This is a genomic window from Shewanella sp. SG41-3, assembly GCF_014164545.1.
Taxonomy (GTDB): domain Bacteria; phylum Pseudomonadota; class Gammaproteobacteria; order Enterobacterales; family Shewanellaceae; genus Shewanella; species Shewanella vesiculosa.
This window is the reverse complement of record NZ_JACJFJ010000005.1, coordinates 405,841-424,952: the sequence shown is the minus strand read 5'-3', so window position 1 is coordinate 424,952 and position 19,112 is coordinate 405,841. Positions and strand designations below refer to the sequence as shown.

The following is a 19,112-nucleotide window of genomic DNA, read 5'->3' as shown; positions in this document are numbered from 1 at the left end:
CGTGAGGATCGCGTTAATAGCATGATTGCCGCAACCATACACGTTGCGGCTTTATAACTTTATTATCTAGGTACATCCATCATGGTTTGTAAAAATACCGCAGAAAAGGGGGCTTTTTGCTGTTTTTTAATTTGAGGACTTAAGCCATTTTCAAACAACACAAATAAATAGTTATGACCATTACTCACATTCACTCTACCGGCCAAGTTTGCAATTCCTAGCATACTGCCGGTTTTTGCAAATACATGATGTTTAAGTGGTGATTTATTAAAATAACGTTTGTAACGTAAGGTGCCACTGACACCTGACTCTGGAAGTAAATCGAGCAAGAATCGGTATTCTGGTTGTTGATATATGACGGTGAGTACACTTAATACGTGTTCTGGTGTGAGCAAGTTATAGCGTGATAAACCTGAACCATCGGCAATGTTTGCCGTCGATAAGTCGATACCTATCGAGTACAGAATGGTTTTCAATGCCTGGCCACTGCGAGCAAAGTCGCTTGGGGTTTGATAATACACCTCACCGAGTTTTTTTAATAAACTGTCGGCAATTAAATTATCTGATTCGAGTAACATGGTTTCTAGCAATTGCGGTAAAGCATCAGATTGGTGGCTGGCAATAACTTGCCGTTGAGCCATAAACTTGGGCTGCTTGTTCATCTTAATTGTCGTAATGGGGTGGTTATAGCTAATTCCTAAAGATTCGAGTTGTTTAGCTATGGTGTGCTGAGCGTAAATTTGCGGATCGCTAATGGCTATTGCTAAAGGTAATGACTTAGCCCCGACATGACAACCGCTTAGGTGATAGCGATTATTATCGAAACGACTTAAGGTTAACTGACACTGGGGTACTGACTCAGTGAGGTATGCAGGCAGAGCATTGGCCACTGGTAATGTAACAGCGGGCTTTACCACTGGGTTGTCTATGGTAGGTGAAACAAAATATGCGTCATTAGTGATGTCAATTGGGCGATTTCCCATCATGGTGATTTTCGCCACTTTATTGTAACCATTGGTGGATAATCGACCATAGACGCAATTTTTATTAATGATAAAAGGTGAGATTGGCGCAGCGTAGCAAATCCCTAAATCGTCCCATACCCAGCCAGGTGCCTGTAATTGGCTGTCTTGTTCGCTCGCCAACATAATATTCCCGGTAAGTTTTGTGATCCCCAACGTGCTTAAGGAACCAAGAAGTTGATGTAAATCTTGGAATGTTAAGGTTGGATCGCCACTGAATTCGATATAAATGTCACCAGAATAAACCCCATTGTTAATCTGAGTTTTATCCAGCGGTTGATCGGCTAAGGTTGTGAGTTGGGTTTGATAGCTAAATTGTTTACCGAGTTGCTTGGTTGCTGCCAATGCGGTTAACAGTTTTTGAACACTAGCAGGTTGCATTAATGATTGATTATTATATTGAAATACTGTTTTTTGACTGGTCATATCCCACACGGTAATGCCCAGTTGTGAATGTATCGGCTTTAATAGTTGCAACATATTATCCAGATACAGGGCTGCGGGTTGTTGATTAATATTATCTAGGGGTGAAGAAGGTATCTGTGGTTGCACCACCGCAGGTCGAATAAGCTGCTCGGCAGCGCTGACGGTATTTGGTAGGCAGATGATCATCAAAGACCCTAATAGAGATAAAGTACGCCTCAGCCATAAAGGTTGTTGCCTATGAGATAAATGTGGCCGTGGGAGATGGAATAGTATTGAAGTCATATAAGTCTACATCTAGGTATCACTAACGATAGGTTATGGTAGCTGATGCTAACCTTGGCTGATACGAATTTGATAATGTTTCGTCCTTTTTGATGACATGCTTATCCCTTTAGTGTGATTATCATGTTTCTATAGCTGACCATAGGCTGGCTAGTTCGCAAGCAATATGGCATTAAAGTATTAATTATCGACAAAAAAACACACTAAAACGGCTGCTAAGTAAGAAAAATCTTGCTCATCACCTTGTTAATCGGTAATTTCTATCAGCTTAAGAGGACGCCAATCTCAACTATCTGCCAAATATCAATGCTACAGTGCTGCAACAGCAGTATTTGATTGCATATTGTGTCTTAGCAAAAGCAGATTTGAGTTTGATAGACTGGCGATAATTTATCGTTAAACAGTATTGTTTTTACTGAGATGTTATTTTGTCAGTATTATCGCAATCGCGTTGTAAGAAACATCATCAGTTGAGGTTGGTTATAAAATTGGCCTTTATGTCGAGGCAAACATAGCGTGTGCTTAAACATGCAACCTTATGCTTGTTAAACAATTGAACAGCGTACTCACAATTACAATATATCGCTGTGATGTTTTTGAATTTGATCCCATTACTGATAAGCGTAATGGTCACCCATTTTAAGGAGGATGCCTTGCTGGATAAGCTAGGTGGTATTGCCCTAAATGCAGATGCTGTGTCTTGGTTGCTTAACCCGAAAGATTTTAAGCAAGCCTTGCTAACTAAAATCGCAGCGGCAACATCTTCAATTTACATCGCGGCATTATATGTTGAAGATGATGAAGCAGGTCGTGAAGTATTGCAGGCGTTATTAGACGTCAAAGCCCAAAATCCACAAATAGATATTAAGGTATTAGTTGATTACCACCGTGCACGCCGCGGCTTAATTGGTCAAAAGGGCGACAGTGGCAACTATATTTTATACCGTAAATTAATGGCTGAAGCGTCACACCCATTTGATATAGTGGGCGTGCCAGTAAAGTCGCGAGAATTTATGGGCGTGTTGCATCTTAAAGGTTTTATTATTGACGACGCCGTGATTTACAGTGGCGCGAGCATTAACAATATTTATTTACAACAACAAGAAAAATATCGGTTCGATAGATATCATGTTATTGACTGTCCAGAGCTTGCTCGCAGCATGCGTGACATGATCAAACAAGATATCGTCAGTGATCCTGCTGTAAGCATATTAAGTCAATCTGGCGATATTGAAGAAAACCCTGAAAAGAACGACATCAAAAGCTTTAAACATCGTTTATCTCAGGTGCGCTATCAGTACAAGTCAACCACAGTCGGTAACCGTATTACACCGTTAGTTGGCCTTGGCAGAAAGAACAACCAATTAAACGACACTGTGATAAACCTGGTTGATTCCTCTACAAAAGAGCTGTTTATTTGTACCCCTTATTTCAATCCACCAACGATTTTGACTCGTGCATTAGCTAGACACCTGCGTGAAGGGAAGAAAATAGATATCGTTGTAGGTGATAAAACCGCCAATGACTTTTATATTCCACCGGATCAGGATTTTTCAACCATTGGTGCATTGCCTTACATGTATGAACAATCACTGCGTAAATTTGCCAAAAATCAGCAGTGGGCGATCGAGAATGGACAACTTAATATTCATTTATGGAAAGATGGGATTAACAGCTTTCATTTGAAAGGCATTAGTGCCGATAATCGCAAGCATCTGATCACCGGCTCTAACTTAAACCCGCGAGCTTGGGCGTTAGATTTAGAAAATGGTTTATTGTTGCATGATGAGTCGGGGAGTTGGAAAGAGTCGTTCATCAAAGAGCAGCACTATATTTTACTCCACACTGAACGATTATTTCATTATAGCCAAATTGATACCTTGCAGAAGTACCCAAAACCAGTGAAAAAAATTATGAATCGAATTCGCCGTTTAAAAGCAGACTTTTTATTGCGGCGTATCTTATAATTACCTCATCAGTGTCATATCCGTTCATCACCAAATTTGGTGATGAATTTTTTTCACCTCAGAGTTCTTTAATGTCAGAGTTATCAATAAAATCAATTAAACCGCCTATTCATGCAGTCCATCGCTTACATGAATACCGAAAGTCATTATCGACTAAGCCGTTTGGTGCCCGCGGTAAGAAGCTGATTAGGTGTAATCTTTGTCTCTTAGGTGAATTATTTTGTACCTGTGAACATCGGCAATATTTAACCACTAACGTTAGCTTTATGTTGGTGATGTATAACGACGAAGTCTTAAAGCCCACTAATAGCGGCAGGTTAATTGCTGATTTAATTCCAGATACCCATGCATTTTTATGGACTCGAACAGATACCGACAGCGCAATGTTAGCGTTACTCGATAATCCTCAATACCAACCCTTTTTAGTGTTTCCACAACAATATGTGCAGAGCGAGCAAATTATTGTTGAGCAAATAACCCCAGCCTTGCTAACTTCGGAGCAGGGGCAAGCTAAAATTCCTTTGTTGGTAATGCTTGATGGCAGTTGGCGCGAAGCAATCAAAATGTATCGCAAAAGCCCGTATTTACATCAAATGCCGGTATTATCATTTGCGCCAGAAACCTTAGCGACTTATGCACTACGTAAAGGCAGTCATGATTTTCAGTTAGGCACAGCTGAAGTTGCGGCGCTGGCATTAAGCGCTGCTCAAGAGCCTCAAAATGGTTTGGCACTATCGACCTGGTTTGATTTATTCGTAGAATCTTCATTGCTTGGGCGTAATCGCCGCGCAAAAGAAACCTTAACCCCAATTGCTGTGTATATTGATGCGTTTAAACTCGCATTAAAAGTCAGTCATGAGCACATAAAACGCAGTATTTAGGCGGCTTAATCGACGCCAAACGGTTGCATATTGTGACTAATTACGAGATGCTAACAGACGTTTATTACTTGAGTTATATTGCTAACAAATGAGCGAAGCTAAGGCTTTACGCTAATGTCAGGTTTTCATTAAGGACTGTTTTATACGTTATGGAAGAGTTGATCAACAGTGCTAAAGCGCTAAATGCGAAGAAATTGGTTGTGTTGTGTCGTCTTGAACCGGGTTGTTTAGGCCCTGATGGCATCGATCATATTGACGCTTTTTGCCAAGTTGCAGAACGTGCATTAGTGAATTTTAATGCCGATATATGTCATTGGTGTCTTGCGCCTCGCTTAGATAAAAGTTTGATTGAAATACAATACAGCCTTGCAGGAAAAGTCTTATCTCGTGATAAAGCAATTAAGTTTATCAGCTCTTTTGAACAAGACCTTGATGTCATAGAAGAACGCTTTGAAGATAAACTGACTCAATTGATCAATCAGTATATCGCCCGTAAACGTTAGATTGAGCATAGCGTGCTTTAGCTTTTCCTCCATGCGACTGATGCTCGATCTCATATCGTTAACAGTTTAATCCTATGTTATTTGGGGTTAATAATAGGATTTATTATGACTCCCTTTATCGATTCAGCCGCCGCTGAAGCCAGCCCAACATCTTCCGAAACTCAAATATTGCACCAACAATTACAACAGCAATTTGGTTTTACTCAGTTTAGAGAAGGCCAACAGGCGGTTATCGAAACCATTTTAGCGGGCCATTCTGCGCTAGCCATATTTCCTACCGGTTCGGGTAAATCCTTGTGTTATCAATTTTGCGCTCAACAGTTACCTAAGCTGACTTTGGTTATTTCACCGTTATTAGCGTTAATGAAAGATCAATTGGCCTTGTTAGCGAGTAAAGGCATAGCTGCAGCGAGTATTGATTCAAGTTTAACTTATGATCAAACTCAGCAAGTGATGCGCGATATTCGTGAGCAACGTACGCGGATTTTGATGGTATCGGTTGAGCGTTTTAAAAATGAGCGCTTTAGGCAATTTCTCAAGTCGGTTCCCATTTCTTTGCTGGTGGTTGATGAGGCGCATTGTATTTCGGAGTGGGGACATAATTTTCGCCCCGATTATCTTAAAATCCCTCAGTACTGCCAAGAGTTTTCCATACCGCAAAGTTTATTATTAACCGCGACAGCCACTGAACAAGTTAAATTAGATATGGCTAAGCGTTTTGGTTTGTCCGCGCAACACATAGTACAAACCGGGTTTTACCGAGCCAATTTAGATTTGGCAGTTGTTGCAGTGAGTCAGCAACAAAAACTTACTCAGCTTACACGTACCGTAAAAGACTATTCCGGTAGCGGTATTGTTTATGTCACCTTGCAGCAAACTGCTGAAGATGTAGCCGCGCACCTAATCGCTGAGGGTATCAATGCCGCGGCTTATCATGCGGGAATGGATCAAATACGACGTCAACAAATTCAACAGCAATTTATGGATAATCAAATCCAAGTAATTGTGGCAACCATTGCCTTTGGCATGGGCATTGATAAATCCGATATTCGTTTCGTTATCCATTTTGATTTGCCTAAATCGATTGAAAACTACAGTCAGGAAATTGGCCGAGCAGGGCGTGATGGTCAATTATCCCATTGTGTGACACTCGCTAACTTAGACGGCTTAAATACTGTTGAAAATTTCGTTTACGGTGATACTCCTGAACTACAAAGCATTGGCCAGTTATTAGAGACTATTGCCTCAGAAACTGACAATGGTCGCTGGGAAGTACAAGAATACCCTTTATCAAGCGCATGCAATATTCGCTCATTGCCGCTAAAAACTTTATTTGTCCAATTAGAGCTATTGGGCGTGATCCGTCCAAGTTATGCTTATTTTGCAGAATTTAAATACCGCTTTGTTGAAGAGCAGGAAGCCATTCTCAGCCGATTTAACCAACAACGTCAGCAGTTTCTTCGCCAAGTGTTTGCTCATACACAGTTTAAAAAGATTTGGGGACAGTTGGATTTTGATACTTTATATCAACAACATGGCTGTGAACGGCAGCGTGTTGTGGCTGCACTAAATTATTTAGCAGAGCAAAATTTGATTATTCTTGAGACAAAAAAAATCACTCAAGTGTATGATGTACAAGAGCAGGCATTAGCGACACCGCAACAATTGCACCATTTGACTCAGCAACTGGGTCAATATTTTAGTGACAATGAACATAAAGAGATTGTGCGGATTGGTAAGCTAGTCGAATTTTTTGAACTTGATCGTTGTTTAAGTGCGAATTTAGCTCAATATTTTGATGACCACTCAGTGCCACAAAATTGCGGTCACTGCAGTGTTTGTCGTGGGCAAATTGCCATCTTATCCAAACAAGCTGTGGCTCCGTTACCAGACTCGGCCACAGTGACAACATTGCTTGAACCGTTAATCTCAGTGGCTCAAGCAAAATCGTTACCCACTCCAACCATTGCTACGCAAGCTAAATTCCTTGCTGGTATGATAATGCCAATGTTTAGTCGTTTGAAAGTTAAACAATTAGAGGGCTTTGGACGTTTTAGTGCTTATCGATATCAAGATATCCTGGATACTGTTAAGAAGGTAAATTCATGAAACCGGTTCCTAAAATATTGTTAGAGCGACACGGTGAGTTAATACAAAGTGAAGGTGTGACAGTCGTGTCCCATATTCAACGTCAAGTTGGAGACTGGGTGGTACAGACGTTAATGATTAAAGATTGTGATGTGCCATTTAAATACAAGCGACCTCAACGTTTCAAGAGCTTGTTAGATCATAAAGTCAATTTGATTTATTACCCATCGAAAGAGGTCATTGGCGGCTTTGAAATTGAAATAATGCAAGTAGTAAGGGTGCGCCGTTACTAAAACCTATATTAAGCTCAGCTCACCAAGCTTTAGGTGTGCTGAGCGCAATATCAGAGAGCTTGAGAACTTGAACCCCCCAGTATGTTTATCATCTCTATCTGCACCGTTATTGGCTGCTTGAATGCGATGCCCTCACAAAGTCAATCAATAGTCGATGATTAAAGACTCAAGAATTACTTAAGTCCTTTATATCTAGAGCTTACTGCCCACTAAACACAAACTCATTTGCGGTTTTCCATAATCTATAGCGTAATTCTGTTCCTTGTGGCAAATAAAATACTTTTGGTTGACGACTGTCATAGCTGAGTGTCAGGGCTTGATTGAGAACAATAAATTTGGCTTTTTTCGCTTCAGTACACATCATTCTGGTCGTCGGCCCCTGCATGACCTGATCGACTTGATAATAGACATATCCCCAACCAGGTAATGATAGGGTGTTAATATCGCCCATCAGTTGAGTTTTATTACAGTCAACGACTTTATTTTGGCCTATTTGCACTTCAAGCATGTAATCTTGTTCATTTGTCAGAGCAGGCAATGTCAGGATGTGTTGCACCATTCCAGAAGTGGGTGCTGGATACATTTTTGTGGACTCTTGCGCTTGATAGTCACGGGTATCCATCACGCTGCTACTGATGTTTATGCTGTTTAAGTGATTGTTGTCAACTGGGTTGGTCGCACAAGAGCTAAATGATAATGCACTCGCTATGACAACGGTAAGTGTGAGAGATATTTTCTTTGCATAAGCAAATGTTTGCTGGTTCATCTTGTTTCCTTATGGAGTAAATATTGCCAATAATGAGTGGCTGGTTGGCTTATCTATTTACATTAAACGTGCTGTAACTGAAAAAGGGTTAAATAAATAAAGTTAATTTTCCCATGTTTAATGGTTAACATAACGAACAATAATTGAGTTTAGTTCATAAGTATGACATAACATACTGATAACCTTTAACACATTGTATTTATCAAAAAGGTATCGTCGTCGATGCATAATACCCAAAATCTTGAGCAAACCGCGCATATTCTGAATTTAGCGTTACCTAAAATGGCGTCTTTAGCTATTCCTGTAACGCCAGAAAATTATGCTATTTGGTTTGAATATTTTGCTGAGACGAACCTTAATTTAAAGCGCTCTATTGATGGCTTAATTGCTAATGGTGTTAAATTCACACCCGAAGTTAATCTAGGCTTATATAATCGCTTTATCGAAGAACGCTCTCCAGAAATCATTGAAAATGTGCAAATTGAAACGCATATTTTGATCAATAGTTTGCTGAGTAAGATAGAGCAGCTTAATGAAGGTACAGAAAAATTCTCAAGTAATCTCAATCAGTACGGTGAAAAACTGCAAACCAACCCTAATGTCGATGATCTTAATCTTATTGTGATGAGTATAGCGGCTGAAGTTGAACAAGTCATTGCCAAAAACCGGCAAATGTCGGCGAGTCTAGAGTCGTTGTCGACAGAGATCCTTCATCTTAAAGATGAAATGGACAACTTAAGTAAAGTCGCCATGATGGATGAACTCACCTCATTAAAAAATCGCCGTTCATATGAACTGTTTGCCGCGGAGCAGGTGACTAAGTTTGTTGATACTCAAACCGTATGCAGTCTGTTAATGATTGATATCGATGATTTTAAGCAATTTAATGACACCTTTGGTCATTTAATTGGCGATAAAGTGTTGGCCTATGTCGCCTTAGCGATGAAGAATACGGTTAAAGGTGACGATTTAGTCGCTCGGTATGGCGGTGAAGAGTTTGTCGTGATGTTACCTAATGCCAAACTTAATGATGCTGTGAAAGTCGCCGAAAAAATCCGCGAGCGAATTTCATTAAAGCAGCTTTCTATCGGTAAAGAGAAAAAACAAAATCTGGGCCATATTACCGTTTCTATTGGTGTGGCAACCATTAACACAGGCGATGATGTTGATACTTTATTATCGCGAGCAGATGAACAACTCTACAAGGCTAAAGCAGCAGGCAAAAATTGCGTTAAGTTCGGTTAATGCCAAACCGCTTTATTCTCGAATGTATTTATTCCCTGATTTATGGCTATACGCTTTTAGCCTAGTACTCAAATGATCATGAATTATTTTAGGTTTGTGTTTAGCTGCCGTTAATCATTACCTTTTGATCATCATAATGTTATTTATCTTCAGCCTTAGTGCGTAAATCCATGTGCATTTTTATCAGATGTTCTTCCATATCAAACGACACAGTAAAACCAAGTGATTTAGCCAAGTTGGCCATGTTACGGTTTTCAAACATGGTAAAGCCCATTAAGAAAGGCGTGTTATTGGTTTTGTAATAGGCAATCAGTTTTTCGAGTAATAACTTCCCTAAACCTATCCCTTGATAGTTACTGCGCACAGCCATTGCAAACTCAGCTTCGGTATTATCTGGGTCTATAGAGGCTCTGACGGCGCCTAAGGTGAGCTCTTCACCGTCTGCAGTCATTGTGGTTGCAATAAACGCCATTTCTCGCGAATAATCAATTTGAGTTAATACCGCCATCTCTTCGTGGGTCATGCGCGAGCGCACCCCAAAATAGCGTTTATATCTGTCTTCATCACTTAATGAATTATCAAACTCTAAATGCCTGGGTTCATCTTCTGGCAAAATAGGTCGCAACATGACGTGTAGACCATTTTTTAAGGTGGTGGTTTGTTCTAATTCCTTAGGGTAGGGCAAAATAGCTAATCTGTTCAGATTATCTTGTGGGGTGTCATGCAGACGGATATTGACGTCTAATAAGGTGATTCTTTCGCCCGCAGCCAACACGGGGTTTATATCGATTTCGGCGATTTCTGGACAATCTATAATCAAGTGTGAAATTTGAGTCAGCATCACACACAAGGCATTCATGTCTAGCCCTAGGGGTAAATGACGGTCACGCAATTTATGCGTTTTAAGTGCTTGAATGACCATATAGCGTGCCAACGCCATATTTAATGGTGGCAGTGCCACAGCAGCATCGCGAGTCGGATCCCATTCAGAACCACCTTCACCTAAACAGATCGCAGGGCCAAATACTGGGTCATTAATCACCGAGACTCTAATTTCTTGTGCGCCTGCCGTTAAGGCCATTTTTTGAATGATTAATCCGTCTATTTTGGCTGTAGGATTAATTTGATGAACCCGTTCAATAATAGAGTGGGCCGCATGGCTAACTTCTTCGTCTGAGGTTAAATTCAATACCACGCCATGTACATCTGATTTGTAAAGTATGTCGGGTGATTGCACTTTCAGCGCAACCGGATAACCTGCTTGATTAGCGACATTAACCGCTTCATCAACATCTTTTACAAACCAAGTTTCAATGGTGTTTAACCCGTAAGCCCTTAAAATATCAACCGCTTGATGAGTTTCCAGTACCGTTTGACCGTTTTCTAAGCTGTGTTGCAATAATGCCCGTGCTGCCTTGCTGTCAGTGGGGATGTTATCAGGTATTGATTGTGGTACTTCTTGGAGTAGCTTTTGGTTACGTCGAAACTCAACCATGTGCATAAAGGCTCTTACAGCACCTTCTGGAGTTCGATAGGTAGGAAGACCCGCCGTGGTAAAGCGTTTACGACCGAGGTAGGCTGAATCTTCACCGCTCCAATTGGTGAGCATATTAATTCGATGTCGGTTGGGATGTTGGTTAACCGTATCAATAATACTATTGGCAATTTCGACACTTTCACCCAATATAGACGGCGAATGCAGCACTAAAATAGTGTCAGTGTCGTTGCTGCTCATAAGTACTTTTAATGTATCAGCGTAGCGTTGGCTGTCGGCATCACCAATCATGTCGATAGGATTTTGTTTCGACCAGGTACTGGGTAAAATAGCGTTAAGTTGTGTAACTGTTTTTTCGGATAATTGAGCTAGTTTACCGCCTTTGATAATTAACTCATCCGCAGCCAGTACCGCAGGACCGCCGCCATTGCTCATTATCACTAAACGTTCCCCCTTAAGCGGGGTGGAATGCGCCAGACTTTCAACTGCAGCAAATAATTCAATGAGATCATTTACCCTAAGCATACCTGCACGTCTAAAAGCGGCTTCATAAACAGCATCATTGCCACCAATTCCGCCAGTATGCAGCATTGCCGCTTGAATGCCTTCTCGGCTGCGGCCTGATTTGATCACAAAGATAGGTTTGTTTCTTGAGGCTGCTCGGGCGGCAGACAAAAAATGGCGCTTTTCATTAATGGAATCAATGTACAACATAATAGCGCTGGTTTTACTGTCACGGCCTAAGTAATCGAGTAATTCATCAAAATCGATATCGGTGGCATCGCCTAGTGAAATAAACGATGAAAAGCCAATTCCCTTGTTGTTCGCCCAATCAAGAACCGTGGTACAAATTGCAGCAGATTGCGATACAAAAGCAATTTTACCTATGTTAGCTCCTGCATGCGCTAAGCTGGCATTCAATCCCATTGGCGGTAATATCATCCCCAGGCTGTTAGGGCCTAACAAACGCATGCCGTAGCGTTTAGCATATTGCTTGGTAATTTCGAGTAAATTGTTACCTTGCTCGTCGGTTTGCGATGCCATCCCAGAGGCCATAATAATCGCCACTTTGCAGCCAAATTGAGCTAAGCGTTCGACAATACTGGGAACCTTTAGTGCATTGGTGCATATAATGGCTAAATCAGGTTTGATGGGTAAGGCTTCAATGTTCGGGTAAGCTAAGACTCCCATGACTGCGGTATATTTAGGTGTTACCGGCATAATAGGACCCGAAAAACCACCTGAAAGTAGGTTCTTCATCACCGCTTTTCCTGCACGTTTATTGCCGTTAGATGCGCCGATAACCGCCACTGACGTGGGCTTAAATAGCGCATTAATGCTGCGTTGACTCATAGAATTTGACCTTAGCTGGCTGGCAATAAACACTGTGATTATGCTTAGATTAACATAAACTTTTATCAAATAACGATAAACAATCTATTTTACTTGATGAGATATTTTATGAATAAAACCAATTACTCAGAAAGTTTTTTGACAATTAATTGTCACATCTTAAAATTGTATACTGGCTTACACTTTAGACTAAAAATCAATGTTGAATGAATAATAGACAAGGCTCTGTAATGCATCAAAGTAAAAGGGCCATTAAGGCCCTTTTTTATGGTTGATACTCATCATTGCAAGTCGAAGTTGCCCGTGACTAGTGTTGCTCGGTGACTGTTGTTGCAGACGAGGATTTAGGTGCATAAATATTGATAAGCTTGCGCATCATGTCTTTACCGTCTTCAATTGCAATGTATAAGCAAGGAATGAGACACAAGGTCACCACAGTTGCGAACAGTACCCCAAAGGCCAATGATACCGCCATTGGAATCACCATTTGAGCTTGCATACTGGTCTCGGCCATAATCGGTACTAAACCAATGAATGTAGTCAGCGAGGTTAGCATGATGGCTCTAAAGCGGCGGCAACCTGCATTTAAGACAGCCTCTTTTATTGGTACCCCTGATTTTCGCGAAGTATTGACATAATCGACCATCACTAACGAATCATTCACAACCACACCCGCAGCAGCGATAATACCAAACATAGATAGCACACTTAAATCGATACCCAGGATAATGTGTCCCATTACTGATCCAATGACACCAAACGGGATCACAGACATGATCATAATAGGTTGAATGTATGAGCGTAGTGGAATTGCCAATAAGCTATAAATCAGCAATAACGATAAAATAAAGTCACGCATTTGGGTATCTGCGCTGTCTAATTGCTCTTGAATACTACCTGATACTTCACTGTGTACCCGCGGATACTTAATTAGCAACTCTGGCATAAAGTTATCACGGATATCTTTAGCCAATTTAAAGGGTTCAGTTTGATCGGCATCCACACTGGCCCATACGTTAATCGTACGGTTTCCATTTTCACGGCGGATGCTGTTAACCCCTTGAACCACTTTAATGTCTGCCACTTCGGATAAAGGTAACTCTGTCCCTTGTGGAGTGTTAATCATCACATCTTGTACCAGTGCAATAGAATTGCGCTGTTCTTCTGGATAGCGAAGCATTACTTTAATTTCTTCACCATTTCGAATAATTCGCTGCGCTTCTAAACCGTAAAAACTGTTACCCACTTGCGAGGCAATATTGGCCAGTGTTAGGCCTAATGCATTGGCTAACGGTTTTAATTGGAATTGCACTTCTTTAACACTTGATTGGCGACTGTCATTAACGTCACTGACACCCTTAAGTGAATTAAGCTTTTGTTTCAGCTCTAGTGATGCTGCAACTAATTGGCTCTCATCTTTTCCCTCAAGTCTAAAGCTAATGTCGCCGTCTTCACGACCGCCACCCATTAAACTGTCCTGAATGCTAAATGATTTTACCCCAGGAATTTGCGGCATCGCCTTACGCCATAAATCAGCTAAAGCAAATGTATCCATTGGTCTGAGTGACGGATCGACTAGTTTAGTCATTACTTCTGCAGTCGTTTGATCTTTAAGATCAACCTGCATATCAGAAATCATTTTTTGGCCGTATTGTCGCTCTATTTTTTTATCGACATCGTATAAGGTTTGCTCAATTGCCAATGCCGCCGCAAGTGTCGATTTCTCTGAGGCATCTACGTTCATTTCAACTGTGACTCTAGGGAAGTCATGAGGGATTTTTGGTTGACCAATAAAGCGCACCAAACCACCCATATACAGACCAACACAGATCAGGATCAAGCTGATGAACAACATGATCACGGCATAGCGATACTGAACCGCTAATTCAAGCGAAGGGCGATACATAGAAGTAATGAATATATTCAAGCCACGATCAATTTTGCCTTGAATAAAATTGACCCCGTTACGCAACCAATCTAATGGATTTTTTGAACCGGGTTTAACGATTTTAGGTTTTTTCATGTGCGCCAAATGCGCGGGTAAAATCAGCTTTGATTCTATTAATGAAAACAACAAACATAAAATAACGATATAACCAATAGCCTGACCAAATGCTGATGACGGGCCATCGTCCATAGTGATGGGGAGGAAAGCAGCAATAGTCGTCAGTACCCCAAAGGTTGCTGGCATGGCGACTTTTTTGACCCCACGGATAACACTGTCGATACTTTGGCCGTGTTCTTCAGATTCGCTGTGGGCACTTTCGCCCATCACAATCGCATCGTCGACCACGATCCCCAGCACCAAGATAAAGGCAAACAAGCTAATAACGTTGATGGTGACATCAATAAATGCCATTGGCATAAACAGTAGGGTACCTAAGAAGCATACTGGTAGTCCCATCATTACCCAAAATGCTAATCTAACCCTTAAGAATAGCGCTAGCATAATAAATACCAGTACGGCACCACTTTTCATACTGTCGAGCATCAGCTGTAAACGCCCATCTAAGTAGTAAGTCATGTCAACCCAAGGCTCAAGCTTAACTCCTTGGGGTAATATTTTTTGCTGTTTTTCGACAAAATTATTAATTGTTTTCGCTACATCGGTAATGCTCTGATTTTTAGCCGCACCAATAAAGAAGGTAACCGAATTCTTGCCATTAAATTTTGAGTATTGAATACCTTCTTGAAAGCCATCGTTGACGGTGGCGATATCACCCAATAAGATCTTAGTGCCATCATCTAATGTTAATAATGGTAGCTGTTCAAACTCATAACCTACATAGGCTTGGTTCTGGACTCGTAAATTAATGTAACCATTTTCTGCTTTAATTTGTCCTGCAGACATATTTCGTGAATAACCACGCACTGCACTAGCAACATCGTCAAAGGTTAAACCATATTCGCGTAAGCGATCTTTGCTGACTTCAATACCGATTTCATATCCAAGACCGCTATAATATTCGCTAATATTGACACCAGGCAGTTGCATTATCTCATCGTTAATTCGCTCGCCTAAATCTTTGAGCTGTATTTGGTCTAAATCGCCATACAGACTTAAATACATCACCTCTTGTCTGAATTTAATTCGTTCAACTTTAGGTGGTTCCATACCGCCTGGAAAGGTTGAAATAGAGCCAATTTCGGCTTTAACTTCTTCAAGTACTACTTGAGGATCATATGATTCCTCAACTTGAAAATACCCTTGAGCCATATTACGGTTTGAATAGGTAATGACCCGTTTTAATCCTTGAACACTCTCTAAAGCTTGTTCAATTTTAATGGTAATGCCTTCTTCCACTTCTTGTGGTGCAGTGCCTGGGTAGACTGCGCTGAATTGGATCCAGTTAATTTCAACAGCAGGGAAGAATTGCTTGCGGATAGTATTAGCAGTCAACAGACCGCCGAGTAAAATAATGATCATCAGCAAGTTTGCCGCGACACTATTACGGGCAAACCAAGCGATGATTCCTTTATTCGTATCGTCCATGATGTTTATTTACCTTCCATAGCGATTTCAGTTTTATCGGTTTCTATCGGCTCGTCCTGAAGGATTTTATCTACCGGCAACGCCAGCTTCATGCCTTCTAATGGGTAATCAAGCGCTGATGTGATGACTTCCATTCCAGGATCCAGACCTTCAGAAATAACCACATTGGCGCCTTCTTGGCGAATAATCTTTACGGGTTTATAGCGTAAGGTGTTGTCGCTATCCATTATTGCGACTAAGCCATTTACAATTAAATGACGTGGAATAACGGCGACATTGCCAGCATTACTACCTTGAATGTTTGCAGTAACATAGGTGCCGAAACGTAATTCATTTTTATCAGTTTTAAGTCCATATGGGTCTTCGATTTCAGCAACCAGGTAGGTCATGCGACTTTTACTGTCAACAACTCCTTCACTGCGAACTATTTTCCCTTGCCACTGTTGTTTACTTCCGGCGAAGTTACCCATTAATGTCACTTCAGAATGAGTGCCTTTTTGATCCAAATATTGCATTTCTTTATCGGCGAGAGGTAAGCGAATTTCAGCCGTATCGGTATTATAAATGTGTCCGATTTTACTTCCTGTGGTGACATAAGCACCTAAACCAATTTCACGGCTAGAAATAAGTGCATCATAAGGGGCGCGGATCACAGTCCGTTCTAGATCTCGATGTGATCGGAGTAAATCGGCTTCTGCACTTTTTAGCTTAGCTAATTCTTGAGCGAGTTGTGGTTTACGCAAACTGAGAGCGGTAGGCTTACTATTGGTAATTTCTGCCCATTCACGTAAGGCAACTTCACCATTAGCGCGTTCTTGAACCATGTTAGCTTTTGCTGATGCCACATTAGCCTGAGAATCTAATAAGCCAGCTTCGTAATCACTAGGATCAATCTTAGCTAAAATATCGCCTTTTTTAACAAAGCCACCTTTGACGAATTTATCCGCTAGATAAATGATTTCACCACTGACTTGTGCAACCAATTCGGTATCGTACTTGGCTGCGACGACACCGTATGAACTGACCGAAAAGGTCATGGGTTTGTACTCGATGGCTTCCACTGATACCAGAGGAGTAGTATCAACGACAGGCTTTTCCTCTGGGGGCTTTTTTAACGCAGAAATCCCAACTAAACCAGCTATTCCAATTGCTAATACTATTATCGGTAGTATGATTTGTTTTTTAGTTGCCACGATCTTTCCTTATAAAATAATGCGTTATTTTTGCAGTAAGCCAAGTCAATACTGCCAATAGTCTTTTTTGTCATTTATATGTTAATCGAAATGTTTAATCTTTGGTGTTTCATTGTGTAAACTTGTGTGTCAACCCAAGGAGAAAACAATGCAAGTCGCCAATACATCTAGATTACAATTATCATTAATAACCCTTGATGACAGTGCATTATTATTTGAACTCGACCAGGACGAGCGAGTCATGCATTTTCTCAATGGTGGAATTAAAACCACACAGCAGCAGATTGATACGGTGATGATGCCAAGATTAGCTCAATATTTACATCCTGCTAAAGGTTGGGGGTTATGGAAAGTCCAAGCGCTTGATTGTCCTGAAAATGAGCAACACGGCTTAAGCGGCGAGTATTTAGGCTGGGTATTAGTCAGACCGATGCACTTTTTTACCCAAGCACAGCCACATAACTTGGAATTAGGTTGGCGGTTTAAACATATCAGTTGGGGTAAAGGCTATGCTACCGAAGCAGCGAAAGCGGTAATGGAGGCTGTGAGTGCCTCAGCTGAAGTAACCCATGTCAGTGCTATTGCAGTAGAAGACAATCTAGCTTCAATTGCAATAATGAAAAAACTCGGTATGACTTTTCAGCATAAGAGTATTCACCGCGATCCATTAGGTGATACCGAAGCGGTGTTCTACCAAAAAATGGTGTAATACTCATTTGATTCATTTTGATAACAGCTATAAAAAAAGAGCAGCCTAAGCTGCTCTTTTTAATTAAATGCAATCAATTACTTTTTCGCGTCTAGGTAACGCTCAGCATCAAGTGCAGCCATACAACCCGTTCCGGCAGAAGTGATGGCTTGACGATAATGTTGATCCATTACGTCACCACATGCATAAACACCTTCGATGCTAGTTTGTGTTGCATTGCCTTGTAAGCCACTGTTAACTTTTAAGTAACCGTGATTCATTTCTAGCTGATCAGCAAAAATGCCAGTATTTGGGCTGTGGCCGATCGCAACAAACACACCCGCGACTTCTAGGTCGGTAACTGAACCATCTTTAGTGCTCTTTTTCTTAAGACCTGTCACACCCATGTCATTACCCGTCACTTCTTCCAGTGTTTGGTCTAGGTGTAAAATGATATTACCGTTAGCGACTTTATCCATTAAGCGGTTAATCAAAATCTTTTCTGAACGGAAACTATCACGACGGTGAATTAAGTGAACTTCAGACGCGATGTTGCTTAAATAAAGTGCTTCTTCAACAGCAGTGTTACCGCCACCGATAACCGCAACTTTTTGGTTACGGTAGAAGAAACCATCACATGTTGCGCAGGCAGAAACACCACGGCCCATGAACGCTTCTTCAGACGGAAGGCCTAAATATTTAGCCGATGCACCTGTCGCAATAATTAGTGCATCACAAGTAAACTCTCCGTTGTCACCTTTTAAGCGGAAAGGGCGCTCAGTTAGGGTCACTTCATTGATATGATCGAAAATAATTTCAGTATCAAACTTTTCAGCGTGCTTTTGCATGCGTTCCATTAATGCTGGACCAGTTAAGTCTTCCGCATCGCCTGGCCAGTTTTCTACTTCCGTAGTGGTCGTTAATTGGCCACCTTGTTGCATACCTGTGATCATCACAGGATTTAAATTTGCACGCGCAGCATAAACAGCAGCGGTATAGCCGGCAGGGCCAGAACCTAAAATTAGTAGGTTAACGTGACGAGCTTCACTCATGATTTTGATCTCCGATAACATGCCTTAAGCAATTTGCATGGGATTGTATGGAATTTACTGCGGCGGGTAAAGTGAAGTTGAGTGTAGGAAATCGATTGGGGTTATCTATTATGTAAATATTCCGTTTCAAGTGAACGAACTGACCTGACATAAATCAAAACTACCCAGCACCTGTTGAACTTCATTCGATATAATAATTAATCGTTATAATTTGCTTAGGTAGAAGCAACCACAACGAGAAAATACACCAAATGAGTACTGACGAACAATATAAGTGATATGAAAAATTTTTATTATGAACAAATTATAACTGGTGTTCAAAAAATCGTTTTTGAAATAGCGCCTGAATAATTGCTGTACTAAAA

13 protein-coding genes are annotated in these 19,112 nt (G+C 41.0%); 7 read left to right on the top strand and 6 right to left on the bottom strand.

All coding sequences use genetic code 11. The features are described from left to right. Positions 1-62: 62 nt before the first annotated feature. On the bottom strand, positions 63-1,634 hold the full coding sequence (dacB, locus tag H5164_RS12675; protein WP_182756436.1) for a D-alanyl-D-alanine carboxypeptidase/D-alanyl-D-alanine-endopeptidase: 1,572 nt from the start codon (positions 1,632-1,634) through the stop codon (positions 63-65). Between the two features lie 722 nt (positions 1,635-2,356). Here dacB and pssA point away from each other — a divergent pair. The 5 genes from pssA to H5164_RS12650 all read left to right on the top strand — a co-directional run bounded on the left by pssA (position 2,357) and on the right by H5164_RS12650 (position 7,462). Further along, a complete protein-coding gene (gene pssA, locus H5164_RS12670; protein ID WP_124014952.1) occupies positions 2,357-3,697 on the top strand; it encodes a CDP-diacylglycerol--serine O-phosphatidyltransferase in 1,341 nt (446 codons plus the stop codon). 71 nt (positions 3,698-3,768) lie between these two features. Then, positions 3,769-4,578 (top strand): tRNA-uridine aminocarboxypropyltransferase, encoded by an 810-nt coding sequence (locus H5164_RS12665; RefSeq protein WP_182697422.1) that lies wholly within the window; start codon positions 3,769-3,771, stop codon positions 4,576-4,578. A 149-nt stretch (positions 4,579-4,727) separates the two neighbouring features. Next, positions 4,728-5,081 (top strand): hypothetical protein, encoded by a 354-nt coding sequence (locus H5164_RS12660; RefSeq protein ID WP_124014950.1) that lies wholly within the window; start codon positions 4,728-4,730, stop codon positions 5,079-5,081. A gap of 105 nt (positions 5,082-5,186) precedes the next feature. Further along, positions 5,187-7,190 (top strand): ATP-dependent DNA helicase RecQ, encoded by a 2,004-nt coding sequence (locus tag H5164_RS12655; RefSeq protein ID WP_182756434.1) that lies wholly within the window; start codon positions 5,187-5,189, stop codon positions 7,188-7,190. After that, positions 7,187-7,462, top strand: coding sequence for a hypothetical protein (locus H5164_RS12650; protein WP_124014948.1), 276 nt, complete (start codon positions 7,187-7,189; stop codon positions 7,460-7,462). Before H5164_RS12655 ends, H5164_RS12650 begins: the two co-directional genes overlap by 4 nt. Positions 7,463-7,661: 199 nt before the next feature. Here H5164_RS12650 and eco read toward each other — a convergent pair whose 3' ends face one another. Next, positions 7,662-8,228 carry a serine protease inhibitor ecotin gene (eco, locus tag H5164_RS12645; RefSeq protein WP_182741811.1) on the bottom strand — a complete coding sequence of 189 codons (567 nt, stop codon included), beginning with the start codon at positions 8,226-8,228 and terminating at the stop codon, positions 7,662-7,664. A gap of 222 nt (positions 8,229-8,450) precedes the next feature. Here eco and H5164_RS12640 point away from each other — a divergent pair, with 222 nt between their 5' ends. Beyond that, positions 8,451-9,473 carry a GGDEF domain-containing protein gene (locus H5164_RS12640; protein WP_182756432.1) on the top strand — a complete coding sequence of 341 codons (1,023 nt, stop codon included), beginning with the start codon at positions 8,451-8,453 and terminating at the stop codon, positions 9,471-9,473. A 139-nt stretch (positions 9,474-9,612) separates the two neighbouring features. Here H5164_RS12640 and H5164_RS12635 read toward each other — a convergent pair whose 3' ends face one another. The 3 genes from H5164_RS12635 to H5164_RS12625 form a co-directional block, all read right to left on the bottom strand. Beyond that, entirely contained in the window at positions 9,613-12,321 is a 2,709-nt protein-coding gene (locus H5164_RS12635; protein ID WP_182723778.1) for an acetate--CoA ligase family protein, read from the bottom strand. A gap of 307 nt (positions 12,322-12,628) precedes the next feature. Beyond that, positions 12,629-15,814, bottom strand: coding sequence for an efflux RND transporter permease subunit (locus H5164_RS12630; protein ID WP_182697418.1), 3,186 nt, complete (start codon positions 15,812-15,814; stop codon positions 12,629-12,631). 5 nt (positions 15,815-15,819) lie between these two features. After that, positions 15,820-17,007, bottom strand: coding sequence for an efflux RND transporter periplasmic adaptor subunit (locus tag H5164_RS12625; RefSeq protein ID WP_182697417.1), 1,188 nt, complete (start codon positions 17,005-17,007; stop codon positions 15,820-15,822). Positions 17,008-17,155: 148 nt separating this feature from the next. Between H5164_RS12625 and H5164_RS12620 the strand changes: the two genes are divergently transcribed. Next, entirely contained in the window at positions 17,156-17,716 is a 561-nt protein-coding gene (locus H5164_RS12620) for a GNAT family N-acetyltransferase (protein WP_182756430.1), read from the top strand. Between the two features lie 77 nt (positions 17,717-17,793). Here H5164_RS12620 and trxB read toward each other — a convergent pair whose 3' ends face one another. Beyond that, positions 17,794-18,747 carry a thioredoxin-disulfide reductase gene (gene trxB, locus H5164_RS12615; protein WP_124014941.1) on the bottom strand — a complete coding sequence of 318 codons (954 nt, stop codon included), beginning with the start codon at positions 18,745-18,747 and terminating at the stop codon, positions 17,794-17,796. Positions 18,748-19,112 lie beyond the last annotated feature (365 nt).

Bases quoted from the DNA above. Each gene is read 5' to 3' on its own strand.
- dacB (WP_182756436.1), bottom strand. From the start codon at position 1,634: ATGATCATCTGCCTACCAAATACCGTCAGCGCTGCCGAGCAGCTTATT.
- pssA (WP_124014952.1), top strand. From the start codon at position 2,357: ATGGTCACCCATTTTAAGGAGGATGCCTTGCTGGATAAGCTAGGTGGT.
- H5164_RS12665 (WP_182697422.1), top strand. From the start codon at position 3,769: ATGTCAGAGTTATCAATAAAATCAATTAAACCGCCTATTCATGCAGTC.
- H5164_RS12660 (WP_124014950.1), top strand. From the start codon at position 4,728: ATGGAAGAGTTGATCAACAGTGCTAAAGCGCTAAATGCGAAGAAATTG.
- H5164_RS12655 (WP_182756434.1), top strand. From the start codon at position 5,187: ATGACTCCCTTTATCGATTCAGCCGCCGCTGAAGCCAGCCCAACATCT.
- H5164_RS12650 (WP_124014948.1), top strand. From the start codon at position 7,187: ATGAAACCGGTTCCTAAAATATTGTTAGAGCGACACGGTGAGTTAATA.
- eco (WP_182741811.1), bottom strand. From the start codon at position 8,228: ATGAACCAGCAAACATTTGCTTATGCAAAGAAAATATCTCTCACACTT.
- H5164_RS12640 (WP_182756432.1), top strand. From the start codon at position 8,451: ATGCATAATACCCAAAATCTTGAGCAAACCGCGCATATTCTGAATTTA.
- H5164_RS12635 (WP_182723778.1), bottom strand. From the start codon at position 12,321: ATGAGTCAACGCAGCATTAATGCGCTATTTAAGCCCACGTCAGTGGCG.
- H5164_RS12630 (WP_182697418.1), bottom strand. From the start codon at position 15,814: ATGGACGATACGAATAAAGGAATCATCGCTTGGTTTGCCCGTAATAGT.
- H5164_RS12620 (WP_182756430.1), top strand. From the start codon at position 17,156: ATGCAAGTCGCCAATACATCTAGATTACAATTATCATTAATAACCCTT.
- trxB (WP_124014941.1), bottom strand. From the start codon at position 18,747: ATGAGTGAAGCTCGTCACGTTAACCTACTAATTTTAGGTTCTGGCCCT.